Source organism: Pseudomonas sp. F01002, assembly GCF_004402115.1.
In the GTDB taxonomy this organism is placed as follows: Bacteria; Pseudomonadota; Gammaproteobacteria; order Pseudomonadales; family Pseudomonadaceae; genus Aquipseudomonas; species Aquipseudomonas frigoris.
This window is the reverse complement of record NZ_SOPU01000015.1, coordinates 28,846-46,567: the sequence shown is the minus strand read 5'-3', so window position 1 is coordinate 46,567 and position 17,722 is coordinate 28,846. Positions and strand designations below refer to the sequence as shown.

19 protein-coding genes and 1 pseudogene are annotated in these 17,722 nt (G+C 56.0%); 14 read left to right on the top strand and 6 right to left on the bottom strand.

The window, feature by feature from the left end:
* Positions 1 to 68 precede the first annotated feature (68 nt).
* From E3W21_RS09775 to E3W21_RS09715, 13 genes are all read left to right on the top strand, one after another.
* Positions 69 to 287: a helix-turn-helix domain-containing protein gene (locus E3W21_RS09775; RefSeq protein ID WP_134419239.1), complete on the top strand. Its 219-nt coding sequence runs from the start codon at positions 69 to 71 to the stop codon at positions 285 to 287.
* Positions 287 to 751, top strand: a complete 465-nt coding sequence (locus E3W21_RS09770; RefSeq protein WP_305955675.1) for an ogr/Delta-like zinc finger family protein — start codon at positions 287 to 289, stop codon at positions 749 to 751. The genes E3W21_RS09775 and E3W21_RS09770 overlap by 1 nt, the downstream gene beginning before the upstream one ends.
* Positions 748 to 990, top strand: coding sequence for an AlpA family transcriptional regulator (locus E3W21_RS09765; RefSeq protein WP_134419237.1), 243 nt, complete (start codon positions 748 to 750; stop codon positions 988 to 990). Before E3W21_RS09770 ends, E3W21_RS09765 begins: the two co-directional genes overlap by 4 nt.
* Positions 987 to 1,286, top strand: a complete 300-nt coding sequence (locus E3W21_RS09760) for an AlpA family transcriptional regulator (protein ID WP_134419236.1) — start codon at positions 987 to 989, stop codon at positions 1,284 to 1,286. The genes E3W21_RS09765 and E3W21_RS09760 overlap by 4 nt, the downstream gene beginning before the upstream one ends.
* Positions 1,283 to 1,540 carry a hypothetical protein gene (locus E3W21_RS09755; protein ID WP_134419235.1) on the top strand — a complete coding sequence of 86 codons (258 nt, stop codon included), beginning with the start codon at positions 1,283 to 1,285 and terminating at the stop codon, positions 1,538 to 1,540. The genes E3W21_RS09760 and E3W21_RS09755 overlap by 4 nt, the downstream gene beginning before the upstream one ends.
* A 469-nt stretch (positions 1,541 to 2,009) precedes the next feature.
* Positions 2,010 to 2,198, top strand: a complete 189-nt coding sequence (locus tag E3W21_RS09750; protein ID WP_371927072.1) for a hypothetical protein — start codon at positions 2,010 to 2,012, stop codon at positions 2,196 to 2,198.
* Positions 2,191 to 2,454, top strand: coding sequence for a hypothetical protein (locus tag E3W21_RS09745; RefSeq protein WP_134419234.1), 264 nt, complete (start codon positions 2,191 to 2,193; stop codon positions 2,452 to 2,454). The genes E3W21_RS09750 and E3W21_RS09745 overlap by 8 nt, the downstream gene beginning before the upstream one ends.
* Positions 2,447 to 2,728, top strand: a complete 282-nt coding sequence (locus E3W21_RS09740; RefSeq protein WP_134419233.1) for a hypothetical protein — start codon at positions 2,447 to 2,449, stop codon at positions 2,726 to 2,728. The genes E3W21_RS09745 and E3W21_RS09740 overlap by 8 nt, the downstream gene beginning before the upstream one ends.
* Complete coding sequence (locus E3W21_RS09735) at positions 2,718 to 3,071, top strand: hypothetical protein (protein WP_134419232.1); 354 nt, start codon at positions 2,718 to 2,720, stop codon at positions 3,069 to 3,071. Before E3W21_RS09740 ends, E3W21_RS09735 begins: the two co-directional genes overlap by 11 nt.
* A gap of 220 nt (positions 3,072 to 3,291) precedes the next feature.
* Positions 3,292 to 4,071, top strand: a complete 780-nt coding sequence (locus tag E3W21_RS09730) for a toprim domain-containing protein (protein WP_305955682.1) — start codon at positions 3,292 to 3,294, stop codon at positions 4,069 to 4,071.
* Positions 4,068 to 5,858: a DUF927 domain-containing protein gene (locus tag E3W21_RS09725; protein ID WP_134419230.1), complete on the top strand. Its 1,791-nt coding sequence runs from the start codon at positions 4,068 to 4,070 to the stop codon at positions 5,856 to 5,858. The genes E3W21_RS09730 and E3W21_RS09725 overlap by 4 nt, the downstream gene beginning before the upstream one ends.
* A gap of 422 nt (positions 5,859 to 6,280) precedes the next feature.
* Positions 6,281 to 7,030 carry a hypothetical protein gene (locus tag E3W21_RS09720; RefSeq protein WP_134419229.1) on the top strand — a complete coding sequence of 250 codons (750 nt, stop codon included), beginning with the start codon at positions 6,281 to 6,283 and terminating at the stop codon, positions 7,028 to 7,030.
* Positions 7,031 to 7,529: 499 nt separating this feature from the next.
* Positions 7,530 to 10,247 (top strand): restriction endonuclease, encoded by a 2,718-nt coding sequence (locus tag E3W21_RS09715; RefSeq protein WP_134419228.1) that lies wholly within the window; start codon positions 7,530 to 7,532, stop codon positions 10,245 to 10,247.
* Positions 10,248 to 10,531: 284 nt separating this feature from the next.
* On the opposite strand, the gene E3W21_RS09710 is transcribed toward E3W21_RS09715, so the two are convergent.
* From E3W21_RS09710 to E3W21_RS09690, 5 genes and pseudogenes are all read right to left on the bottom strand, one after another.
* A complete protein-coding gene (locus E3W21_RS09710; RefSeq protein WP_256661540.1) occupies positions 10,532 to 10,798 on the bottom strand; it encodes a hypothetical protein in 267 nt (88 codons plus the stop codon).
* A gap of 20 nt (positions 10,799 to 10,818) precedes the next feature.
* On the bottom strand, positions 10,819 to 11,442 hold the full coding sequence (locus E3W21_RS09705; RefSeq protein WP_134419226.1) for a hypothetical protein: 624 nt from the start codon (positions 11,440 to 11,442) through the stop codon (positions 10,819 to 10,821).
* Positions 11,439 to 12,005 carry an RNA polymerase sigma factor gene (locus E3W21_RS09700; RefSeq protein ID WP_134419225.1) on the bottom strand — a complete coding sequence of 189 codons (567 nt, stop codon included), beginning with the start codon at positions 12,003 to 12,005 and terminating at the stop codon, positions 11,439 to 11,441. Before E3W21_RS09700 ends, E3W21_RS09705 begins: the two co-directional genes overlap by 4 nt.
* 1 nt (position 12,006) lies before the next feature.
* Positions 12,007 to 13,709, bottom strand: a pseudogene (locus E3W21_RS09695) (von Willebrand factor type A domain-containing protein).
* Positions 13,710 to 13,796: 87 nt separating this feature from the next.
* Positions 13,797 to 14,357: a YbhB/YbcL family Raf kinase inhibitor-like protein gene (locus E3W21_RS09690; protein ID WP_129439513.1), complete on the bottom strand. Its 561-nt coding sequence runs from the start codon at positions 14,355 to 14,357 to the stop codon at positions 13,797 to 13,799.
* 139 nt (positions 14,358 to 14,496) lie between these two features.
* Between E3W21_RS09690 and E3W21_RS09685 the strand changes: the two genes are divergently transcribed.
* Positions 14,497 to 16,026, top strand: a complete 1,530-nt coding sequence (locus E3W21_RS09685) for an apoptosis inducing factor family protein (protein ID WP_134419224.1) — start codon at positions 14,497 to 14,499, stop codon at positions 16,024 to 16,026.
* Between the two features lie 89 nt (positions 16,027 to 16,115).
* Here E3W21_RS09685 and E3W21_RS09680 read toward each other — a convergent pair whose 3' ends face one another.
* A complete protein-coding gene (locus E3W21_RS09680) occupies positions 16,116 to 17,621 on the bottom strand; it encodes a YdgA family protein (protein ID WP_129439517.1) in 1,506 nt (501 codons plus the stop codon).
* Positions 17,622 to 17,722: the final 101 nt, after the last annotated feature.

Below are 17,722 nucleotides of genomic sequence, written 5' to 3'. Positions count from 1 at the left end.
TTCACCACTTCAAAAATGCCCTAGGCAACCTTCGCCCCGTAGTTGCAGATAGACCTACGGAGACGAAGATGCATTCACATAGCTCTACAGCGCGCAGCGCTAATCTGATGACGCCCGAGCATGCAGCGCATGTCTTGGGCGTTTCTATTCGCACGCTCGCCGCCTGGCGCAGCAGCGGTCGCCGCACCCTACCCTATGTCAAAGTTGGGCGCCTGGTGCGCTACCGCGAGCGTGATCTCGCTGACTGGCTACAGGCCAATGTGCGCTGTGGCAAGGGGGTAGCCTGATGGCCATATCAGGTGAAAACAAGCTGCAGCCTCGACACGCAAAAATTTGTAAGCGCGCAACTCACAACCGTGGAAAATTCCAGTCTTGGACGGGATCAATGATGCTTGGGCCATCCAGATTCGGAGGCAAGATCCCCATGAGCGCCAACCCTAAAACCAGACGTCAACGCCCTTGCCCTGATTGCGGAGCCGCACTCATTCGACGCAGCTCCAATAGCGAGCATCTACTGTTGTCGAAAACCTTACTTGTCTGCAAGAGCGCGGTATGCGGCGCCACCTTCACTGGCATAGACGAAATTACGCATCGCCTGAGCCCACCCAGCCAACCAAATACCGATATTCAACTGCCGTATGCACCGAGCGCAGTTCGTCGCGGAGTGCTCTTGGCGCTCGGCCTGTCCACTGAGAACGAACAGCCCATTTCGTTAATTCCAAACTTTGGTGAACTGGAGAGCCGACCATGAGCAAAGCCAGTGACATACGTGAAACTTCGTCTGTCGCCTTAGTCCGCATGCCCGAGCTGCAGCAATTGACCGGCCTTGCACGTCCTACGGTGTACAAAATGATCCAACGCGACGCTTCCTTCCCGAGACCGGTGAAGCTCAGCGATAGCGGCGCACGCAATGCCCCGGTGGCGTTCGTATTGAGCGAGGTTCAGGCATGGATACAGGGACGCATCCAGGTAAGGGGACAACGCTCATGAACCGTGCGGCATCACAACCCTTTAGCTCCGTGCAACGCATCGACTTGGGCAATCGCCTTTTGCGACGCCGCGATGTAGAGCAGAAAACCGGCAAAAGTCGAGCGGCAATCTATGCCGACATACGTGCCGGTACCTTCCCAAAACCTGTACCAATTGGCGTGAATAGCGTGGCTTGGCTTGAGGCCGAAATTGATCAATGGATCGCTAATCGCCTGGAAGAACGCAACGAAACACGAAAGAAAAAAGCGATGCGGGGGACGCATTCGAGTCATTTACCTTTGGAGGTTCGTTCATGACCGCAATTACTTTATCTGTCGATGGACAGTCAATCCGCTTCGCCCTTAACGACTTGTCCAAGCTAGAGGCCGTTCTGCTCAATGCAGCCCGCCGACCTGGCAAGGAGGCATTTTGCTCGACCGCTAGCGGCCGCATGACGGCTGTACTCGAACTCAACGCCCCAAAGCCCGGCATGGCTAGTACCGCTGGCTCAAGCGGGCAACATCACTTCAGTAAAAGCGGTAGCGGTGCGATTCAACTAACCGACTTCTAACCTTCAGTTGCACCAAGTATTCACGCTGCTACCTGGCTGTACGCCGAGTGGCCTGGAGTTTTTCATGCCTGAAAAAAGACAAAACCCCGGCAAGCGCACCAACGCTGCCAGGGTCACATACCACACCACACACAGGTCGAAGTTTATCACCCCGCACAACTGTGTGAGCATTTTCGCCGCTCAGATCGACTTGCAATCTGCATTTGGTCGGGCCTATAGTTCGCTTGTCGCTGCCAAATCAGCGACCGGGTTTGACCGCTCGATCAACAATAGGCGCAACAGCGCCCCAGAGACCATTGCAGGCGCTTTTTTTGCGCCCGCAATATCGTTTTATGGCGGCTGTGCGTGGGAGACCTTCGGGTCTGCCGGGTTCCTATTGTCCCGGTCGGTCAACCCGCGTACAGCTGCCACCCCTATTCGTTTGACCGCGATTGGTGGCAGCTCCCCAACAATAGGAGCTCCACCAATGATGCTTCCGCACGCCCTCAATCCGTCCGCACGTTCCATCCGCGTCGCCGCACACAAGGCCATGGCCTTCGCAGCACTTCACGCAAACTCCAGCCTTGCAACTCGTCTCTCCCGTTACAACCATCACATTGAGCTCGCACGCCTCGCGTCAGCAGAATCCACGCCTTCCAAGGAGGTGCGCCATGTCTAACCTGCCAAGAGCGCTTGCGAACTTCATTCATGCGGTAAGCAACAGCCAGCCCGGGGTGCCGCTGCCCGAAAGCTCGTTACGTGACACCCTCAACGCCCTCGACAGCCTGAATAGCAGCGGATCTACCCAAGCTGCTCTCAATTTGGCAATCAAAGATGCTGAGCGCGCCGGGGATCTGCATATTGACGGGGTGCCTATCGCTATATTGCGCTGCCTCCTAGCCGCTGCCGTAACTGTGGAGGTGTGCAATGGCTAATTTCGTACCGCTCACTACCAACCCGACAGATACGCCGATTTTACTAGTGAATACCAGCGCTCCTTACCACGACTTACATCAATGCGCAGAACAGCGCTTAAGCGTCGCGAAAGGTCTTTTGTCGAGCCTAGCCTCGATCACGATAACCACAGCGCACGCCGACGAATTAAGCAAATTCGCGGATGCCGCTTATTTGCTCCTGGAGGACGCCAGCGACCTGTTCAAAGCCGCCCATAGTGCGGCTAGACGTGAGGGGGCTGGCCATGGCAGATAAATCCAGTTTCGCAATTTTGCCAGCCATTGATGATCAGCCACCCATTGTGACTCGCCATCCTGCCTCGTTCCAGGACGCTATCACTGGCGCGTCATCCATAGCCGAGCAATGGATGGCGTCGCCCCTGAAACAGTCCTTGGTGGATCTGCTGGACCATTGGAAGGAGCGGATGCCTGGGAGCGCCCGGGCGCCATTTCAAGAAGCTTTCTTGATGCGCTTAGAGCAACGACTGCGAACACTCGCTGTAACTAATCAGATGGGGATGGAAGCGCCAAACAAGGAGATGAGTTCAGCTAACTCTTCGGACCCTGATCAATCTTTAGGGGGACACGAGGATGAATAAGCCGAGCACCCCGGACCTTATTCGACAGGTCGCCTCTCACGCCCTGGGCGCCGCTGAAAAGCTGCTGCCTGAGTGGCTGCCAGAAGGTAAGCGCAATGGACGAGAGTGGGTGGCGCTCAACACTGCTCGAGGTGATCGCCAAGCCGGGTCTTTTGGCATTTCTCTGGACAGTGGCCGGTGGAACGACTTTGCAGACGACAACGCCCATGGCGGTGACTTGGTGTCGCTGCTGGCGTATTTGCGCGGCTGCCGCCAAGTTGAGGCTGCGCAAGAAATCGATCAGCGACTGACCTTGGGCTTTTTTAACTCGACGGGCATCGACGCCCAACAGCTCGAACAACGCATAAGGATCGCTGAGGAAACTCGCCGGGCAACCATTCAACTTGAGCAGGAGCGGCTACAGCAAAAACAACGTCAAGCCGCGAACCAAGCAGCGAAGCTTTGGCAGATGGCCAAACCGGCCGATCGGCAGCACGCCTACCTGCAAGCAAAAGGTGTTCAGCCGTTGCGGTTGCGGCAATTGAGTCAAGGTCGTCTGCTGATACCACTTTGCTGGGATGGGCACTTGGTCAACCTACAGATCATCGATGGCTGCGGCACCAAACGCTTTCTGACGGGGGGCCGTGTTCAGAGCTGCTACTCACCGTTAGGCAGGATCAGCGAAGGCTGCCGATTGTATGTCTGCGAAGGCTGGGCGACCGGCGCCACACTGCATGTTCATACCGGCAGCCCTGTGGTCTGCGCGATGAACGCGGGCAACCTCAAACCCGTGGCCATCGCCATGCGTGAGCGCTATGGGCAAACAGTGGAGCTGGTCATTGCCGGCGACGACGACCGACAGACACTCGGAAATCCGGGGCGCACCGCGGCCAACCGCGCAGCCAATGCGGCGGACGCACTGGTGGTTTTCCCCGACTGGCCAGCAGACGCCCCAATCGGGCTTTCCGACTTCAACGACCTGGATGTTTGGAGCAGTCAACACAGGAAGAAACAGCCGTGAGCAGCCCACAGGAAAAAAAGCCCGACCTCAGTTTAGTAGGGGAACCCAAAGCACCGGCTCCGGACAAACTCGACCGCCCCCGGTTTGCTGTGTATCAGCAATCGAACGTTGTTGAGGGCAAGCAGTACAAGGCGGGCACTTGGTACCACGGAGTTAAATTCAGTGGTCCGGAAGAGAAAGCGATTGAAGTTGATCACTGGATCTGCGCCCCGCTGTATGTGGAAGCTGAGACGGTGAACAGTGACGACGGCAGCATCGGTCGCCTGTTGAGCTTCGACTACCGTGGCCGACGCATCGAGTGGGTCATGCCCATGGAGGCGCTTGCGGGCAAAGCTGACGACGTAATGAAAGCGTTGATGCGACAGGGACTGACCATCGAGTACCACCACCGGCGCCATGTTGCGCCGTATCTAGCCAGCCACCATGCACCAGCGTTAATTATCGCCACGACAACCAAGCCAGGCTGGCATGAATCGGGAGCATTCGTCCTACCATCCCGGGTGATTGGTGGCGACAACGTGCGTTATCAAAGCTCCGGCCGGTCAGCGAACCTGTTCACCTGCAGAGGCACTCTTGAGACTTGGCAATCCGAAATTGCGCCGCTGTGCCTCGGCAATCCGGTTTTGATCCTGTCGGTGTGCTGCGCCCTGGCAGGCCCATTGCTGGCCAAGGTTGGCGTGAACGGTGGCGGTATTCACCTGGTTGGTGACTCGTCCAGCGGCAAATCATTGGCGCAGCTTCTTGCAGCGTCCGTATGGGGCGATCCTGGCACCTTTGCCGCCTCCTGGGACGTATCTAAGGGCGGTGTTGAGATCGAGGCCGCATCTCGCAATGACACCGTGCTGATTCTGGACGAGATCAAGCGTGCCGACCCCAAGCGAGTGCAGGAGATGGCCTACGCTATCGCTAACGGCATGGGCAAAAGCACCATGACCCGCGAGCGAGAGGGCCGCGCCAAATTGACTTGGCGTGTTCTGGCCCTTTCCAGTGGTGAGCGCTCCTTGTCCGAGCATGCCGCAATCGGTGGCAACGGTGCGCACGCTGGAGCCGAACTGCGCATGGTCGATGTGAACGCCGGTACACGGACCCATCGCGCCTTCGATGATGTGCATGGAAAGACCGGGCAAGATTTCCACCGCATTCTCAGTGATGCCGTAACGCAACATTATGGTCATCTTGGCCCCACGTTCGTGGAGGCTCTGATTCAGCAGCCAAAAGATCTCTATAGCGCCTTCGCACAAGTGCGTAGTGCCTTCGAAACCGAAAGCTCACAAGCGGGCCGGGTAGCTGATCGGTTCGCCATCATGGCGTTAGCGGGAGAATTGGCCATTGAACATAATCTGGTCGGGTGGCCTGCTGGTTCCGCTACCAACGCATGCCGCCAGTTGTTCAACGAATGGCTGACTCGTATGGGGGACGGCAACGCCGAAGACCGTCAGATCTTGCGCGGCATTGCTAACTTCATCGCCCTACATGGCGATAGCCGCTTCTCAGATGTGCATGCCCAACACGCCAATATCACCGTACGGGACCGAGCTGGTTACTACGAGGTGGAATTCGACAAGCGCCTGTACCTGTTTAACGCACCTGCTCTGCTGGAAGCAGCCTCCGGCTTTGGCAGGGAAAGAATCGTTCGCGCCCTGATCGGCGTCGAGGCACTGGTCAAGTTTGACCAAGAAGCCAATGGCAAGCGGTGGATGAAGAAGCAACGCACGCCAGGCGGAGGCAGTTCCCGTTTTTACGTTATTGACCCCGACCTGTTGGAAAGTGAGGGGGAAAGTCAATGAGCTTGGACCCATGCCACTACCTACAAGACTCATTTTCCAGCGGGAACACGGGAACAGTGGGAACACCCCAGCAATGCCGGGGCTTACAGCGTTCCCTAATAAGACATAAGAGTGGGAACAAGGGAACACAACTCTGTTTAAAAGAGAGCCCTCTCCCATACCTTGTTCCCGGTAAAAAAAAGCGGGGAACAAATAACACCTCTGGAACGCCCGGTTTCTGGGCCTTGATCCCGCATTCCCGTGTTCCCGGCGATTTTAAATTCAGTCGTGTGAACAAGGGGGGTATGAGCCGTTTCCATTGACAGACCTAAAACCATTTGATCTAGGCAACTAACTGCCGGGGACGACACAGGTTCTCCCTGCGCGCTCCCGGCTGCAATCCAGCCGGCACCCTGTCGGCCATTCTTTGACGGAGACACTCTATGACTGAGACAAATACCAATTCCGAAACCTCCGATTTGCTGGCAGAGGCCAATGCAAATTTTGAAATCGACCGAGCGGCCTATCAAATGGCACAAAGTCGATTTTTGGAGATAGCGAACGAAACCAAACGCTTGATATCGGTGGCAGAGGCACTGGAGGCTGAAGCCGAGGCGAGCAACTCACAGTGGAAACAGTTGGCGGAGCAACAGAACGTAGACCAACGCAAGGTCAATGCTGAAATAGATCGGAGCATCCTGGCAAAGCAAAAGGCCCAAACAATTCGCATGACAGCCGAAGCACGAGCGGAGCTCGTCAACCAGACTGCACTCGCGATGGCGGAGGCGCGCTTCAAGTTGACAGCGAGCGCTGCGAGCATCAATGCTTCTGATCTTGAACAGCGGCTTGTATCCCTGATGACAGATGAAGATTTCCTGATTACTGCACGCTCGGCTTATAGCATTTGCGAGGTCCAGTGCATGGCCGCTCACAGGGCGGTTGAACAACCAACGGCGCCCGTTGATATACGGGATGTGGACGCCGATGCTTGGCGCAAATTTTCGGTAAGGCTGATGCGGTTGCTTAAACAAGATGCGAGGCCTGCGGTAGCTAATCTGGCTACCGTGCCGACGCCTGTACCTGGCGAAATTATTGCCACCACCCCACTCGGGCTCATGCGCCTGAGAGCAACTGGCGGCTCCATGCCAGCTCCTGATGGCTATCGTCGTGAGTTTCAGTTAAAGCAGGTATAGCTCCTGTTTTGCTCCCAACCATTAGCCGCTTATTAGCGGCTTTTTTTGTTTGCGATATCTCCCAAATCAGTGCCACCTACCGTCCAAAACCCGTGGCAAATGTATAAGACTGCGCCCATGGCGAGATCCTTCAGTAGGCTGTTCCAACATCCCCTATTTCTGAATCCCACAAGGCAGCATCTGACCTCGATGTCCGGACCGGCCTTCACCTGGCGCGCGCCGTTGTCCCCCCACCACACCTGCGGCCTAAATAGGTCACTTTTTCTACACCCCTGCAAGCTATCGAAACTCACACCACGTAAGGCTTCGCGAGCCGTCAACTACCCTACGCCATACCTGCAAATCCCTGCATGTACAGTATGGATTGCACCAATTTTTTCCGCCCCCGCAGCGGCCGTACCCACCCGAACAGGATTTCCCTACCGAGACTAGTCCGTGGCATTCTTGGCGCGTCTCGCCAAGGCTTGCAAACACAGACCGGCCGCTCTAGGAAGAACGAATGAAGTACTACATTGAAGTAGCAGTGAATGACGGAACGTCCAGTACTGAGCGGGGAGGTCTGTTGGAGCGCTTTGCTAAGAAATTCTTAGAATGCCTACACTTCTCTGTCAAACAACAAGTGAGACTTACAGCTTCTGAAGTAGACCTTTTAGCCGAGGATCTCCAAACCTCTGAGCAGCACTTCGTCGAGTGCAAAGCCTACCGCTCTAACATCAGCTCAGAAGTGCTGCAAAAACTCCTCGGCAACGTTTATTTTAAAAATTACTCCAGCGGATGGCTGATTTCAACGTTTGACCTGAGTAAGGACGCCAAAGGCTTTGAGCTTGAATGGAATCTAAAACCAACTGACGAAAGACGTAAACTTCGGATATTTACGCCAGAAACACTAATTCCACGTTTGATTTCTGCAAAAAGCGTAGTTGACCCAGAAAAGCTATCTATCGATTTGACAAAGTTTAAAATCGGTCATGAAGCAATACTTTCCATAACTTCTCGCGGAGACTTTTGGGCGATACCGCTTATTGACAAAAACACGCTTATCCCCAACGCGTCGTTAATATTTGATGCAGCTACGGGCGTAGCAATTTCTAGTAAAGATTTTTTTGACTGGATGGCAACTACTGATACCACCGTGTGCATGCCGTGCGTTTCTGTAGAAAAGCCCTCAGAAGGCCCCGCTGCCTCGAAACTAAGAATGGAACTCGAGAGTATTGTTCGCGTGCCAGTCGCTGACCACTGGGCAGATTATCGCCCGGCACGACCTGAAGACTACGTGGGACGAGAGACTATCCAAGCAGATGTTTTCAGTTTTTTTGATAAGGTACGATTAGGTAAAACGAAGACGCGCCAGATCGCACTCAAAGCCCCTTCCGGATGGGGTAAAAGCTCTAGCGTTTTGAAAATCGCGGCGAAAGCTTCCAATCAACGCCATCGCAACAAATACTTTGTCTTTACAGCTGACTCACGAGCCGCAACAACGAAAAGATTTCCTGAGCTCGCTGTCATCTCCGCAATAAAAGAAGCACTGAAAAATGGATTCATTAAGCTGGACGATGAAATTACATTTGGCAGCACAGCGAATCTTTTCACAACTGAGCTAATGGAAACCATCTCCCAGCAACTCAGCACCGAATCAAAACTCATATGTGTATTCTTCGATCAATTTGAAGAGCTGCTCTACAAAGCTGATTTAGTTGAAATATTCGATGAAGTAAGACGGCTCTGCTCAGCTTTGGAAGAAGCACAGATTAACATCGTTATCGGCTTCTCTTGGAAAACGGACGGTGTCATTCCTACTGAGCATAACGCCTATCATATGTGGCATTCGCTCGCTGATCGTAGGTTCGAAATCGAATTGCCTCCCTTCACGGAGCGCGAGGTATCGCTAGCGATTAACCGCTTTGGAACAGAACTGGGCCAGCCGGTCATCCCTCAGCTTCGTCGACTACTTCATGATCACTGCCAGGGATTTCCCTGGCTACTTAAAAAGCTATGTGTACATATTTTAGAAGCAGCTAAAGGTGGAGTCGAACAAGTCGACACATTGAACCGCTCCATGAATATCAGTACGTTATTCCAGCGTGATCTGGACGGTCTAAATTCTCAAGAGGTTGGATGTATCCATCAAATCGCTGCTCAGTCTCCAGCAGAGTTTTTCAAGATAGCTCAAAACTTCGGAGACGAAGTAGTTTCGAGACTTGTAGATAGACGATTGGTGATACGTAGCGGCACAAAGCTAACTCTTTATTGGGATATTTTCAGAGATTATATCCTGACCGATAAAATACCATACATACCAGTCACGTATATTCCTCAAGCAGATTTCAGCAGGTATGTTCGAGCGCTTAAATCATTACTCACTTCTGGCCCAATTAGTTATAAGGGACTGAGCGAAAATATGAACCTGAGTGATGGCGCCACCGATAACATCGTCCGAGACATGGTCAATATCGGACATGTAGAGGCCAACCGAAAAGAAGCTAAAATTATACCTGCATTCAACACCGAAAATGAGGCAATCAATTTAATAGCAGATTTTTGGAAATCCCACGAGTCGTTCAGAAGGCTTCGTGCTTCAAGGAATGAAAATTTATTGTTCAGCGAGGAGGAATTTCTCGAGATTTTCCGAGATACGAACAGGCGAAGTGGTTTGGGACCACTTACTCTAAGAACTTATGGAAATCGAGTTCTAAGGTGGCTTTCAGGCGTTGGCATGATCTATCCGGCCGACGGAAATTATATGATTTCCACTGGAGATCAGAGACTATTATCTTCTTTGGACGATATTAATTTTACACGAGTCGCCAATGGCGTATTGTTTGTTGGGTCTGCACCGCCGGCAAGAATATGCGATGCAATTTCAGATATTTTAGCCGGACCGTTCTCGAAGGAAGACTTGAAGCAGAAATACAACTCGAACACGTACACGTGCCTACAGCAACTAAAGATCTTCGACAAACACCTTAATGCCATCGAGACTATTCCTAGTGAGGACATTCCGGGCTTTGTGGCTGGCGTGGTCTCTCGAACATCAAGTTTATCAAAGGCAGAGGACATCGTTAGCACGCGCCCTGACATTAAAGGCCTCGAGCTAGGGCACGAAATTGCTTTAGCCTTGGGTATCGAGTGGACAGATCACACGAAAAAGCGGACGGGCAACGCTCTGAAGCTTTGGCTGCGCTGGGCTCAGAAGACCCTTGCCGAGAGAACGCTATAGTCTGGTCTCAATCATGCAGGGCCGCCGCTTGTTAACTCGAGCGGCGTCGATGTATCCCCTCGTGTATCCCCATTCAAGGCATCAAGTAAAAAACTACAAATTATCAATAGGTTAGAGAATGGGTAATAAGCTCGCCTGGACCATACGTAGAAACGAGAAAGCCTCAGATCTTAGGGTCTGGGGCTTTTTTGTGTCCGTCGTCAAAGCCTCAGGATGGGCGCTGGATGCAGCTGTTCGGTTTAACCGAACAACTGAGTCTGAAAAAAAACGCCGAAGCGGTTTTTTCATTCAGTCGTCCAATCAAACTCGTCGTATTCATCATCCTCTTCGTCCTCAACCTCTTCTTCATCAAGAACGTCTTCCTCAAACGCTTCTTCTGCCTGCTTCGCCAGCAGAAACTCCTTACGACTCTCAGTCACCGCGCGCCGTAATTCCTGACCCTTCACCGGGCAGTTGAGCATTTGGGCGATGCGGTCGATTTTTTTCGCCATGGCTTCCTCCAACGCATCGGCTATAGGCCGATAGTGCGCGCTTTCGGGTGTCGATGCCAAATGACTGACCGCTCTGCCTCTCAGTTTTTCTGCAAATCCTTGAGTCTGGCCGTGAGATTTTCCTTGGGAAAGCGTTTGTGCAATGTCGCCATCAGGTCAGCGGCCGCTTGAGCCTGACCAGCCTTTTGCAGGCGGATCACTTCCCTTAATTGATCGTCGATAAACTTTGCCGGAGCTATCGCCGGGCGTTTGCTGACCTTCGCTTCGTCAGCCATTTCAGCGCTGATCGATTCGCTCTGCGCTGGGGCAGCAAGATCGGCCATTGGGGCCGCAAGCTCTGGCGCGGACATGGCGCCGGCCGGGGCAGCCAGAGAACGCGCAACCGATGACGGAGCTTCTTTTTTGGTGACCGGTGCAGACGCCTTAGGTGCAGGCGCGAAGTCGTAACTCGGCGGTTGCTCCTCCGTGCGTTGCACCAGTGCAAGCATCAGGGCCACACCGACGAGGCTGGCAAATGCGACCTGCCAACGGGGTTTCTGGCAGGCCTGGACCCAGCGTTTCCACAGACCAAGTTTCTGCACAGGGACTTCACGGTGTGCGGTGGCCAGGATGAAGGCGTCGAGATGGGCCGGTGGTTCGTCGGTCGCGTGTTCACGATAGTGCTTCACCACTTCGTCTTCTGGCGTAGGACGGGCGTCAGTCATGTCAGTACCTCCTCGGCCAGCAGCCGACGCTGTTTTTGCTGGGCGTAGCGCAAGCGGCTTTTGACGGTTTCCAGCGGTGTTTCGGTGAGGGTGGCGATCTGCGGCAGGTCGAGATCGCCATGGGCGCGCAGCAGGAACACTTCGCGCTGGTCAGCGGGCAGGTTTTGCAGGGCCGCTTCGAGGCGCTGGTTGTCGCGGCTCAGGCTCAGCAGTTGCTCGGGATCGGCAGTGTCATCGATCAGGGCGTGAGTTTGTTCGTCATAGCTGTCGTGCAAGGGGTTGTGGATTCCGTGTTTGCGCCAGTGATCGATCAGTCGATTGCGGGCAATCTGGTAGAGCCAGGTACGAAAATTCGCCCGGCCTTGTGGCTGACTGGTGCTGCGGATCAGGCTCAGCCAGGTGTCCTGGTAAACCTCTTCGGCCAGCTCGGACTTGCCGCTCAGGCCGAGCAGGAATCGGTAGAGCCCTTGGCGGTGACGGGCGTACAAAATCTCGAACGCCGGCCCGTCGCCTGCGCGATAACGGGCCAGCAGCGATTCGTCGCTCGATTGAGGAGCTGACATTTCAGTTGTAGCCTCCTTTAAGCGGCTCACTATTCAATGCAGTCGTGGTTCGCAGACTTTGCGCCAACTCCACCAATTGCACGAACTCTGCCCGCAGACCCAATCGATCTTCGCCCCGCGCACCGCGAGCCAAAGCCTCGGTGTCCTTCAAGCTGAAATCACCGGTATAACGCCCATCCTTGAGCTGCTGGGAAAACGCCGCGACTGCCGCCGCAAATCGCAGGTCTTCACTGGCTGGCGCAGCACTGTCAGTGATCGGCCGCTCGATCAAGCGACTGTTCCCACCTTCGGGCAACTGATATCGCACGCGCAGTATGGCCATTTCCCCAGATTTCCCGGAAGCAACTGCCCCGGAATTGCCGTAGCGCAACGGTCCAACCAGCCCTTCTCACCCTTCGGCACAATTTCGTACAACGCCGTCACCGTATGCCCTGCGCCGATTTCACCGGCATCGACCTTGTCGTTGCTGAAATCCTCACGCTTCAACGTACGATTTTCATACCCCAACAGCCGATATTCACTGACCTGTGCCGGGTTGAACTCCACTTGCAGCTTCACGTTCTTCGCCATGACCGCGAGGGTCGAGCCGAGTTGATCCACCAGCACCTTGCGCGCCTCGCGCAGGTTGTCGATGTAGGCATAGTTGCCGTCGCCAGCATCGGCCAACTGTTCCATCAGGTGTTCATTGTAGTTATCCACACCAAAACCCAATGTGGTCAGGGAAACGCCGGTCTTGCGTTTATCCACAGCCATTTGCTTGAGGCTGTCGAAGTCGCTGATGCCGACGTTGAAGTCACCGTCAGTGGCCAACAGGATGCGGTTGATGCCTTTGGGAATGAACGCTTGCTGCGCCATCTGATAGGCCAGTTCGATGCCTGACGCTCCGGCGGTTGATCCGCCGGCGGTTAATTGATCGATGGCTGTACGAATTTTCGCCTTGTCGCGTCCGGACGTCGGTTCCAGCACCACACGCGAATCGCCGGCATAGACGACCAATGAAACCCGGTCCTGTTCGCGCAATTGATCGACCAGCAATTTCAGGGTGCTTTTGACCAGCGGCAACCCCTCGCGTCGGTCCATCGAGCCGGACACGTCCACCAGAAACACCAGGTTCGCCGGGGCCAGTTCCGCGACCGCGCGGTCTGTGGCCTTGATGCCGATGCGCAACAATCGGGTATGCGGGTTCCACGGCGACGGCGCCAACTCTGTGGTCACGCCGAAGGGCGAGCCATCGGTGGGCAATGCGTAATTGTAGGGAAAGTAATTGACCATCTCCTCCAGTCGCACCGCACCTTCCGGTGGCAGGCGCCCCTGATTGAGCAAGCGGCGGACGTTGGCGTAAGCACCGGTGTCGACATCGGCGCTGAAGGTCGAGACGGGCGCTTCGGTCACGCTGTGAATCGGGTTATCCGCCAGCGCTTGATACTGTTCCCGCTGCTCATCCCGATAGCCCTGCGGGTAGGCCTCGCCCGCGGGCATCGGCGCATAGCTCGGCGCCGGACGCACGCTGCGCTTGGCCATCGAGGAGTCCGCCATGACAGCCTCGCTGCGCACCATGACTTCAGCCGGCAGTGCACCTTGAGCCGGTGGCGGAGCCGAGGCGGAATCAGGTTTGGATGAAACGCCGCAACCGGCAATCGCCAGCAGCAACCCGGCGGCGAAACCCTGGGCGGCCGGGCGGAGGAAATGCAGAGGGAGGGACATGGGGGCTGACCTCAGGAGGAAGTTGATCCATTCATCCTCTGAGACGAGCCCCTCTTCAGGTTCGGGTTAAACCGGCCGAAATTAATTTCAGCGGTGATAACGCCGCACCACACTGCTGTTTTTCAGCACATGGCCTTTGATTTTTTCCAGTAGCTGCGCGCGCGTCAGGCCGGCGGGCAAAGCTTCCGGCGCCAGGTCCAGGGCGTAGAGCTGGATGATGTAGTGGTGCGCGCTGTCGCCGACCGGCGGGCAAGGGCCAACATAACCTGTGGTGCCTTTGCTGTTGGTGCCGCCGACGCCTTCTAGGGCGGATTTTGCGCCGACGCCGGCGGCAATCTGATGAGTCGTGGCTTTGATGCCGTAATGCACCCAGTGATCAACGCCTTGGCCTTTTTGGCCGTCAGGATCGTGCATGACAATGGCGTAACTGAGGGTGCCCGCCGGGCCGGCGTTCCAGTTCAAGGCCGGTGACTGGTTGTGCCCACCACAATTGGGCGCATCGCTGGCGGCAGCTGAGGTGAACAGTCGATCGTCGGTGACACCTGGGATGTTCAGGGTGAAACGCTCCTGGGCCTGCGCCGGAAATTGCACGCAAAGGGCGACTGCAACGGCCGCCAGCCAAGGGTTCAGAGAGGTCAATCGGGTCATACCGGAGCACCTTGTGCGGGTGGGGCCGTCGTCGGCGTGCAAACTATAGCCGGACGGTTCATTCGGTGGCAGTGGGAATTGGCTGAACCTCCAGATAAGCGCCAAACTCTTAAGTGAAACGCTTGCCTGGAGAATGAACATGGCACTGCACCGCGTTGCCCGCTTCGCCGATGTGTCCGAAACCCGGGGCCTTGAAGTCCTGATCGCGGACACGAAAATAGTCTTGCTGCGGGTAGGCGATCATCTGCGCGCCTTTCAGGGCGAATGCCCCCATGCCGGAGCGCCGCTGGCCGACGGTGCTCTGTGCCACGGACGTTTGATCTGCCCGTGGCACAAGGCTGCGTACCGGATCGAGGACGGTGCGCTGTGCGAACCGCCGGCCCTGGACAGCCTCAAGCGCTATCCGCTGGAAGTGCGCGATGACGAGGTCTGGGTCGACGATCAGCCGATGTCCGACGCTCACACCCCACCGGCGGACGACGCGCGAACCTTTGTGATCATCGGTGCCGGTGCGGCAGGCACGGCGTGCGCGGCGGCGTTGCGCGAAAAGGGCTTCGGTGGCCGGGTGCTGTTGATCGACCGTGAAACCGACGCCGGTTACGACCGCACGGTATTAAGCAAATTCGTGATTGCCGGGGAGATGCCGCCGGAAGAAGTCCCGCCGCTGCGTGATGAACACTTTTACCAAGAGCAGCGCATTGAGCGAATAAACGCTGAAGTGACGAGCCTGGACGCCGAGAACAAAACGTTGCACCTGTCTGATGGTCAATCGCTGAGCTACGACGCAGCCCTGCTCGCCACCGGGGGCACACCCAATCCGCTTACGCTGCCTGGCGCCGATCTGCCGCAGGTGTTCGTGTTGCGTTCGAAGGATCAGGCGCAGCGGATTCTGGGCTCGGCAAAACCAGGCCAACGAGCGGTGATCATCGGTGACAGTTTTATTGCCATGGAATCCGCGTCCTCCCTGCGCCAATACGGCCTGGACGTCACCATTCTGGCCCGCCACGCAGTGCCTTTTGCCAAACAGTTTGGCGATGCCGTCGGCAAATCGATTCGTGCCCTGCACGAGGCCAACGGCGTGGTGTTTCATACAGATGGCCAAGCCACGCACGTCGAAGGAACGACCAAGGTTGAAGCGGTACGCCTGGACAACGGTCAACGTTTACCGGCGGATCTGGTGTTGGTCGGCATTGGCGTCAGCCCGGCAACCGGCGCCTTTATCGGCCTTCCCCTGGAAGAAGACCAGTCGCTTAAGGTCGACGGCGGGATGCGTGTGACCGATGGTCTTTGGGCCGCCGGCGATATCGCGACCTTCCCGCTCAACGGCCAGCCCCAACGGATCGAACATTGGCGCCTGGCACAGCAACAGGCACGGATCGCGGCGATGAACATGCTCGGCGGCGACGAGCATTACCTCGACGTCCCCTATTTCTGGACCTGGCACTTCGGTAAAAACTACGACTACCTTGGACATGCCGAGACCTGGGACGAGGTCGAGTTCAAAGGTGACCCTGACCATCCCCCTTTTATCGGCCTGTTCGGCAAGGACGGGTTGGTGGTCGCCGCGGTGGCTTGCGATGAAGAACGTGCGATAGCGATGCTCGCCGAGCGGATGAAACAGCCGTTGACGGTGGATGAGGCGTGGCGGTTGATTCGGGACCTGAATTAACGGCTGTTCCCCCGTTTCAAACGCCAGACAGCAAAACGCCCGGCGTCTGCGTTGTGCAGAGGCCGGGCGTCAGTCTGTAAGCCCTGGTTTTACTGGACGGTGACATTCCCGCCGAATTTGCTCATGACAAACCCGACAAACTCTTCGACGGTCATCTTCTGGCCGTTGAATTCCACCTGATTACTGGCGTAATGCAGTTTGGAAACGATGTTGTTGCCATCCAGTTTTGCCAACTGCGTACCGACTGCCATGCTGCCAAACATGTCGGCGGTAGCAGTGGCCTGATCGGCGATGAGCTTGGCGTCGGTCTGACCGTTGATTTGCGACTGCACGCTCAGCAGGTCAACGAGCATGGGCTTGGACACTTTCACGTTGACGTCCAGCAGCGCGATCAGTTGTTGGGTCAGTAGGTCGGGCGGCAGGTCCATGGATTGTGGTTTGGTCAGGTCGAGCACCAGGTGGGCGCGGCTTTCGCCATTGGGGGTGTTGAACGACAGATTTTCCAGGGCGACCTGCGGGCCAGCGGCCAGCAGTTTCTCCAGGCCGGTTTTGACCTGCGCCTCTTCGGCCGGGGTCAGGATCAGCTCTGGCGCCGGTTCACCCGCAGCGACGGCCTCAGCGGCGGCCCTCTCGTACGGTTGCAGTTTGGTCTGGTAAATCTGCATCAACGACATTGTTGCCGGGATGTCGAGGTTCTTCAGGCTCATGACCATCTGAGCAGAGCCGACGGCCTTGCCGTTCAAGGACACCTCACCCACCTTGTAATCGGCACGCCCCGAGGCGCTGGTGCCCGATTCCTCGGTCTGGTTCTTCATTTCGAATTTCTTGAAACCCAAGACCGACTGCTTGGCGCCGAAGGTGGTCTTGCTGTCGGTCAGCTCGACGGTGTTGTCGCCGGTGTAGTAGCCGTAGGTACTTTTTGTCAGGTTGCTGGCCAGGGTCAGGCCGTTCAGTTCGACCTTCACCGGCGTCTGATCTTCAGCCACTGTGCTCAGTGTCAGGCTGTCCATGTAACCGTCGGCCTTGACCTTCTGCGCTTGAGCGCTGGCGGCGACATCGAGGTTCAGCCCGGAGAATTTCAGGTTGGACTTGTCGTCGAGCGCCACGTCCAGCGGCAGCAATTGCAGAGTACCGTTGGTGGCATTGTCGTAACCGATGTTGACCACGCCCGTGAGTGGGGATTTGTCCTTGGCAGCGGCGAACCACTTCTCGGTGTTAGGCGTTCTTTCCAGTTCGTAGTGACTGGTGGCCAGGACCGGCAGCCACTTCAGCGACACCAGGCGCGAAAACGGCAGCGGACCGTGTTCGATGTGATCGACGAACAGCAGCTCGACCGGTGCTTCACCGAACATCTCGCCTTCACCCTTGAGGCGGTAGTGCGCGGTGCTGCTGAACACATGGCGTTCCAGCGACACCAGCTCCAGCGACGCCTTGCCGTTGGAACCGACCAGCGCGGCTTGCAGCTCTTTGTTGGCGTCGGCGATCGAGGTGTTCAGCACACCTTCGAGTTTGGTGCCGGTGTACCAGGCTCCGCCGGCGCTGATTGCACCGATGGCAACGACGATTCCAAGAAGCACGCCTGCTGATTTATTCATGAATGACCCGATCAATGTCCGTTGTTTGAAGGTGTGGTCGTCTTCCCTGAACCCATGACGGGTTGCGGTCACGACTGCGCTAAAAGTGCGATGGAGATTAG

What these genes read in the sequence shown, in the direction of transcription:
- E3W21_RS09775 (WP_134419239.1), top strand. Translation starts at nt 69, where the DNA reads ATGCATTCACATAGCTCTACAGCGCGCAGCGCTAATCTGATGACGCCC.
- E3W21_RS09765 (WP_134419237.1), top strand. Translation starts at nt 748, where the DNA reads ATGAGCAAAGCCAGTGACATACGTGAAACTTCGTCTGTCGCCTTAGTC.
- E3W21_RS09690 (WP_129439513.1), bottom strand. Translation starts at nt 14,357, where the DNA reads ATGACCCGATTGACCTCTCTGAACCCTTGGCTGGCGGCCGTTGCAGTC.
- E3W21_RS09745 (WP_134419234.1), top strand. Translation starts at nt 2,191, where the DNA reads ATGTCTAACCTGCCAAGAGCGCTTGCGAACTTCATTCATGCGGTAAGC.
- E3W21_RS09680 (WP_129439517.1), bottom strand. Translation starts at nt 17,621, where the DNA reads ATGAATAAATCAGCAGGCGTGCTTCTTGGAATCGTCGTTGCCATCGGT.
- E3W21_RS09760 (WP_134419236.1), top strand. Translation starts at nt 987, where the DNA reads ATGAACCGTGCGGCATCACAACCCTTTAGCTCCGTGCAACGCATCGAC.
- E3W21_RS09685 (WP_134419224.1), top strand. Translation starts at nt 14,497, where the DNA reads ATGGCACTGCACCGCGTTGCCCGCTTCGCCGATGTGTCCGAAACCCGG.
- E3W21_RS09755 (WP_134419235.1), top strand. Translation starts at nt 1,283, where the DNA reads ATGACCGCAATTACTTTATCTGTCGATGGACAGTCAATCCGCTTCGCC.
- E3W21_RS09750 (WP_371927072.1), top strand. Translation starts at nt 2,010, where the DNA reads ATGCTTCCGCACGCCCTCAATCCGTCCGCACGTTCCATCCGCGTCGCC.
- E3W21_RS09735 (WP_134419232.1), top strand. Translation starts at nt 2,718, where the DNA reads ATGGCAGATAAATCCAGTTTCGCAATTTTGCCAGCCATTGATGATCAG.
- E3W21_RS09705 (WP_134419226.1), bottom strand. Translation starts at nt 11,442, where the DNA reads ATGACTGACGCCCGTCCTACGCCAGAAGACGAAGTGGTGAAGCACTAT.
- E3W21_RS09770 (WP_305955675.1), top strand. Translation starts at nt 287, where the DNA reads ATGGCCATATCAGGTGAAAACAAGCTGCAGCCTCGACACGCAAAAATT.
- E3W21_RS09700 (WP_134419225.1), bottom strand. Translation starts at nt 12,005, where the DNA reads ATGTCAGCTCCTCAATCGAGCGACGAATCGCTGCTGGCCCGTTATCGC.
- E3W21_RS09715 (WP_134419228.1), top strand. Translation starts at nt 7,530, where the DNA reads ATGAAGTACTACATTGAAGTAGCAGTGAATGACGGAACGTCCAGTACT.
- E3W21_RS09740 (WP_134419233.1), top strand. Translation starts at nt 2,447, where the DNA reads ATGGCTAATTTCGTACCGCTCACTACCAACCCGACAGATACGCCGATT.
- E3W21_RS09720 (WP_134419229.1), top strand. Translation starts at nt 6,281, where the DNA reads ATGACTGAGACAAATACCAATTCCGAAACCTCCGATTTGCTGGCAGAG.